At 48.3% G+C, this 5951-nt stretch carries 3 protein-coding genes; all 3 read left to right on the top strand.

Annotation, left to right across the window (positions count from 1 at the left end; translation table 11 throughout):
* Positions 1-369: 369 nt before the first annotated feature.
* The 3 genes from B3N33_RS02155 (at position 370) to B3N33_RS02145 (ending at position 4781) form a co-directional block, all read left to right on the top strand.
* Positions 370-1371 carry an ABC transporter substrate-binding protein gene (locus tag B3N33_RS02155; RefSeq protein ID WP_292590030.1) on the top strand — a complete coding sequence of 334 codons (1002 nt, stop codon included), beginning with the start codon at positions 370-372 and terminating at the stop codon, positions 1369-1371.
* A gap of 75 nt (positions 1372-1446) precedes the next feature.
* A complete protein-coding gene (locus B3N33_RS02150; RefSeq protein WP_292590028.1) occupies positions 1447-3660 on the top strand; it encodes an ABC transporter permease in 2214 nt (737 codons plus the stop codon).
* Between the two features lie 23 nt (positions 3661-3683).
* On the top strand, positions 3684-4781 hold the full coding sequence (locus B3N33_RS02145) for an ABC transporter ATP-binding protein (RefSeq protein ID WP_292590026.1): 1098 nt from the start codon (positions 3684-3686) through the stop codon (positions 4779-4781).
* The last annotated feature ends 1170 nt before the right edge of the window (positions 4782-5951 follow it).

Below are 5951 nucleotides of genomic sequence, written 5' to 3'. Positions count from 1 at the left end.
TTCTTATTCAGCTTGCAACTTGGAACTGAGAACTTGCAACTGATCTTTCAGCGTACAGCGGATCTTTCCAAGGGCGGCTCCTGTTTCAGAATGGCAAGCTGCGAGGTTTTCGTAGGGGACGGACAATTTAAAACCTGAGTATCCCCACAATCTGCTTCACCCGCTCTTACCGAACCGAACTCTATAACCCGGCTCACAGACTGGCTGCCTTTCTCCACGAAAATGAAAAAATCTGTGTGCGTGTGCGTTAGTTTTCAGTCTTCTCAATGGTATAATCACCACAAGTCACATAATTCATCCTACCTTAATCTAACGCAACAATGACAACTGTTCTCCAAAATCACACATCTTTCAAGGAGGTTTCTTTGAATGAGAAGATTTCTGGTTTTGATTACTGTCATCTGTGTTGCCTTTTCCGTAACCCTTCTCGCCGCCGATTCTTTCACCGTTTACACGACTCTTGAAGAGCTTGCGGCAAAAGAGCTTTTCGACAAGTATGAAGAAGTCACCGGTATCAGGGTTGACTGGGTGAGGCTCTCCGGTGGAGAGGCCGAAGCAAGGATGGAGGCTGAAAAGCTGAATCCTCAAGCCTCGATATGGGTTGGAGGAGTGGGACTGAATCATATCAGTGCAAAGCTGAAGGGTCTCACAACCCCTTATTTCTCTCGGGCGGCCGCAAATACTCCCGAGCAATACAAGGATCCCGAAGGCTATTGGATAGGTCTCTACCTTGGACCTCTGGCATTCGCCACTCACAATGGTCGTGCAGCTGAGCTAGGACTTGAACCACCGAAGGGCTGGTTCGACATACTAGATTCCAAATATGAGAATCTCGTAAGGGTAGCGAATCCAAATACTTCTGGGACGGCCTACAACCTTATTACGTGTATGATTTCTCTTTTCGGAGGGGACGAGGACCTCGCCTTCCTCTATCTGAAGAAACTGGACAGAAGCATCGAGATGTACACGAGATCCGGTTCGGCAGGAGGAAAGAGCGTTGCGATTGGAGAGATACCCTTCGCAATAGGTTATGCCCATGACATGGTCAAGCTGAAGGCCGAAGGTGCCGACATTACTATAACCGTTCCCGAAGAAGGTACAGGCTTCGAGATCGCTTCGATGTCTTTGATCAAGGGCGGACCGGATCCTGTCAATGCGAAGAAGTTGTATGACTGGATACTGACCGAAGAGGCACAGGCAATCATTGCAGGCTGGTACGTTATACCAGTTTCAAGGATCGCTCCGAAGCATCCGCTCTCTTTCAGCATGGAAGAAATCAAGACAGTTCACCAGGATTATGTCTGGGATGCTGAGAACAAAGAAAGACTGCTCGATCGCTGGACGGAAGAAATAGGCGGCGGGGTAGAATAATTGGTTGATCAGAGCAGGAGCTAGTCTCCTGCTCTTCTTCACTTTGGCTTCACCAATCAAGGTTACTCTTGGGGTGTGATCGGATTGTATTCCTGGAGAAAACTCTTATCGTTCGCGTTGATTAGTGTTTTAGTCTTTGTCGCCCTTTTCTGGATCTTCGATACATTGAAAGACTCTTTCTTTAAGGTTGTTAGAGACAACCAAAGGCAGCTGGTTACGGTTCTTGCCGAATCGGCACCAAGAGACAGGGAACTTGCCGAGGACTGGATTACCGCAGTAAGCAAGGAGTTCGACGAAGCGGAAATAATCTATGTTCACGGAGTACCCGGCTGGGATGAACTGCAGATCTTGACCCCGAACGAACAACTGAGAAGCTTCTATGAATCGAATTACAGTTCGGAGGACTTCGACAAGGGACTTGAAAGCGTCTACTATCTTGAGAACTACTACTCTTCCCTCAAGTATTCATTCGAAGGAAAGAGTGTTACGCTGGTGTTTGCACCACTGATAGACGAAACTCGTTACGACGTTACGGGCTTTCTGCTATTTCTGATGTCTGCAGAGGCTGGGGAGAATTACGCAAATCTACTAAACTTATTTATGATAGCCGCATTCGCTGTCTTCGTTATCATTTATTTCATCTCGAAATTCTTCAGAGATCCCGTAATAGGATATGTTATTCTCGGCCTTTTCTTGATGGTCGGAGTATTCGTAGCCTATCCTCTGTTTGAGGCTATCAGATTGACCTTTCTGGCCGACGGCAAATTCTCGATGCGTACTTGGGTCACAATTCTCTCTTCCAGACAGTATCTTGGTGCGCTGTGGGGGAGCGTAAGACTTGGCATCCTCACGGCTACATTCTCCACGATTATTGGGTTCATCTTCGCTTTTGTCATAAACAGAACGGCCATAAGAGGAAAGAAGTTCCTGAGCACTATGGGGCTTCTGCCCGTAATCTCTCCGCCATTTTCCCTGTCTTTGTCACTGATTTTGCTCTTTGGAAGCAACGGACTGATAACAAAGCAAATACTCGGGCTGAAAGACTTTACCATATACGGACTTGGCGGCCTTACAGCCGTACAGACTATCGGCATGTTCCCGATTGCCTTCCTCACTCTTTCGGGAGTTCTACAGGCAATCGACTCTACACTCGAGGAGGCTTCTCTCGACCTTAACGGTAGCAGATGGAAGACCTTCTCGAAGGTCACCTTCCCTTTGGCTATTCCCGGTGTTCTCAGTTCCTGGCTGCTCGTTTTCACCAACTCCCTCGCTGACTTTGCAAACCCACTGCTCCTGGCGGGATCTTACAGGGTGCTCTCGGTAGAGGCATACATTGAAGTCACAGGAAGAAACAGGCTGGGCCATGGTGCGGCTCTTTCCATACTGCTGCTTATGCCTACACTAACGGCCTTCCTAGTTCAAAGATTCTGGGTAAGCAGGAAATCATACGTAACTGTAACCGGAAAGCCCTCTTCGAGACTGAGCGATCTAGTTTCAAAGCCTGTAAAATTCGGCCTCATAACGTTTATCGTTCTCATCATCGTCTTTATCCTCGGACTGTATGGAACGATAGTGGCCGGCTGCTTCGTAGCCAACTGGGGTATAGACTACTCTTTCACTCTGAAGAACATAACGGAAGCGCTGCAGAGAGGAAGGGACGCGATTGTAGACACCTTCACCCTGTCGGCAATCGCCACACCATTCGCCGGACTGATAGCGATGATGGCTGCGCTGGTAATCGTCAGGAAGAAGTTTGTGGGGAAGAGGGTTCTTGAGGGGTTGATTCTCGCACCGTTCGCCATACCGGGGACGCTGATCGGTATCTCATATGTGCTTGCCTTCAACAAACCCCCGTTGATTCTCGTTGGAACTGGGGCAATTATCGTTATCAACTACATAATAAGGGAGCTGCCCGTCGGTGTCGAAGGAGGAGTGGCCACTCTCAGGCAGATAGATCCCGCTATAGAGGAGGCCGCGCAGGATCTTGGCGCGGATTCGACTACGGTCTTCAGGACGATCGTCTTGCCTCTGATACGTCCGGCATTCATTTCCGGGATGTCATACACTTTTGTCCGATCGATGACTGCCGTCAGTGCGATCATATTCCTGATATCCGCTAAGTGGTACCACATGACGGTTCTCATATATAACTTCTCAGAATCGATAAGATTCGGACTGGCTAGCGTTCTTTCCACCGTATTGATTATCATCGTCTTCGGAGCGTTCGGACTGATGAGACTTCTTGTGCGAAAGAACGAGTACATGGAAAAGAACGTAACTCTAAACTGATAATTGGTTTGCGAGGTGGTTGGATGTCAAAGACTTCTGTCTCAGTTAGGATCGAAAACGTCACCAAGGTCTTCAAAGATGTCAAAGGGAAGGCAGATGTTATAGCCGTTAACAATGCCAACTTTGATATAGAACCCGGTGAATTAATCACTCTGCTGGGTCCTTCTGGTTGCGGGAAGACGACGACGCTCAGGATGATCGGTGGATTCGAACTGCCCACAAAGGGAAAGATCTTTCTGGGGAATGAAGACATCACGTTTCTGCCGCCCAACAAAAGAGATACTGCTACAGTATTTCAGAGTTACGGGCTTTTTCCGCACATGAACGTCTTTGACAACGTTGCTTACGGCCTGAAACTGAGAAAGCTTCCCACAAAGCAAATAAAGGACAAAGTAATGAGCACTCTCGATCTGGTCGGCTTGAAGGATCTGGCCCAGAGGGCTCCTTCGAAACTCTCCGGCGGCCAACAGCAGCGTGTCGCCCTTGCGAGAAGCCTGATCGTGGAGCCTTCCGTACTGCTTCTAGACGAGCCTCTTTCAAATCTGGACGCCCTGTTGAGGGAACAGATGCGAGTCGAGATAAAGCGGATTCAGAAGACGCTTGGAATCACCACGATATACGTGACTCACGACAGGGTCGAAGCAATGAGTCTCTCGGACAGGATAATCGTGATGAAGAACGGTTTCATAAGGCAGATAGGCTCACCGAACGTGCTCTATGAGGATCCAAACTCAAAGTTCGTTGCGGGGTTTGTAGGAAAAGTAGCCTTCTTACCGGTGGAGGTTCTCGAGATGAATGGAACCTGCAAAGCAAAGTTTGAAGACAAAACAGTGGAGGTTGGCAAGTTCTCGCCGGAATTATCACCTGGAGAAGCCGCCGTGATTATGGCCAGACCCGAGTCTCTCAAACTCGTTGATCCCGGAGAGGGAATGATTGAAGGCCAGGTAACGACAAACATATATCTCGGTGGAAGCCTCGAATCATATGTGGCAACCGAGCACGGAGAACTCCTGGTGCAGATAGACAACCCCGCCGAAAAGAAAATTTATCCCGAGGGAGAGAAGGTTTCCATCGGCATTATCCCGAACCTGGCAAAAGTGCTGCCGAATAAGGATGAATGAGGGTAAGACCGTGGTTGCGGGTAGGAGGGAGGTTGGAAAAAGCAAAATATCAGTTCCAAGTTGCAAGTTGTGAGTTGTGAGCAAAGGCCGGGGTCAGAGGTTTGAGAATAGATGTAGGAAGATCGAGATCGTTCAGAGAATCTAACAATGCGTCATGCTGAACTTGTTTCAGCATCTCTTAAGAACCGTCCTTCGTTGCACGTCCCGGATCATGGACCAGTCCTTGGATAACATCAAGCGAGAAAGAGCATTATCGAGAGTTCGCTCAATCACGAGAAGAGCGAGATTCTGAGCAGGATCATCTCAGAATGACGCGATGCAAGAGAAGGCTATCCTCCCATGTCACTCGTACACACTCCTTACTTCATAACCCGTAAGCCTGCCCTAAAATGCTCTTGTTTGGGGCTCCTGTTTGGGGGCTCTTTTTTTGGACTACTATTCAGGGTCATCCCGTGATGCATGTGCACGGGATCTCTTTCTTCATCTTCAATGGCAAAAGTGGGGATTAACCGATTCTTGGATTCTGTACTATTATTCACGGAGATCCTTACCAAGAGCTTGTCAGGATGACCTAGAGTGCGAGTATCTGCTTCTTCGTTCTTGGTTAGGGCAATGAAGCAAGAGCATCAGGATTCCGACCAGCTTTGTCGGAATGACGGAATGCGATGTTTTTGTTCAACCCCTGGCTTATAACTTAGAACTCACAACTTACAACTGATCTTTCAGCGTACAGCGGCTCTTGAGAAGCCAGTCACCTTTGGTGGCCAGTTCCGCTTCGCGGGCAAAACAAAAACAATCGAGAAAGAGAGCATAGAGAGGTTCGCTACGCTCACGAGAGAAGAGAGAGAGGGAAGTCAGTCTGCTGACGTAGGCTTCTTCTAAGTTTTGCAACTTGGAACTGACAACTTGCAACTGATCTTTCAGCGTATAGCGGATCTTCAAAAGCCAGTCACTGCAAGCTGTGGCGAGAAAAACTACAAGAATGCCAAACCGATTTGGCAAAGCCAGTTCTACTTCGCGGGCAAAGGAGCCGTTGCGTTCACGTGAAGATCGAGATTCTGACCTGAAGCTTTATCAGAATGACGGGATTTGACTTTTTCTTTACTTTAGGGCTTGCAACTTGCATCTTGGCACTTGCAACTGGTCTAGCTCTTGTCGGAGAACGGTGAA

This window comes from Mesotoga sp. UBA5825, from assembly GCF_002432955.1.
GTDB lineage: Bacteria > Thermotogota > Thermotogae > Petrotogales > Kosmotogaceae > Mesotoga.
This window is presented reverse-complemented; position numbering and strand designations above follow the sequence as displayed.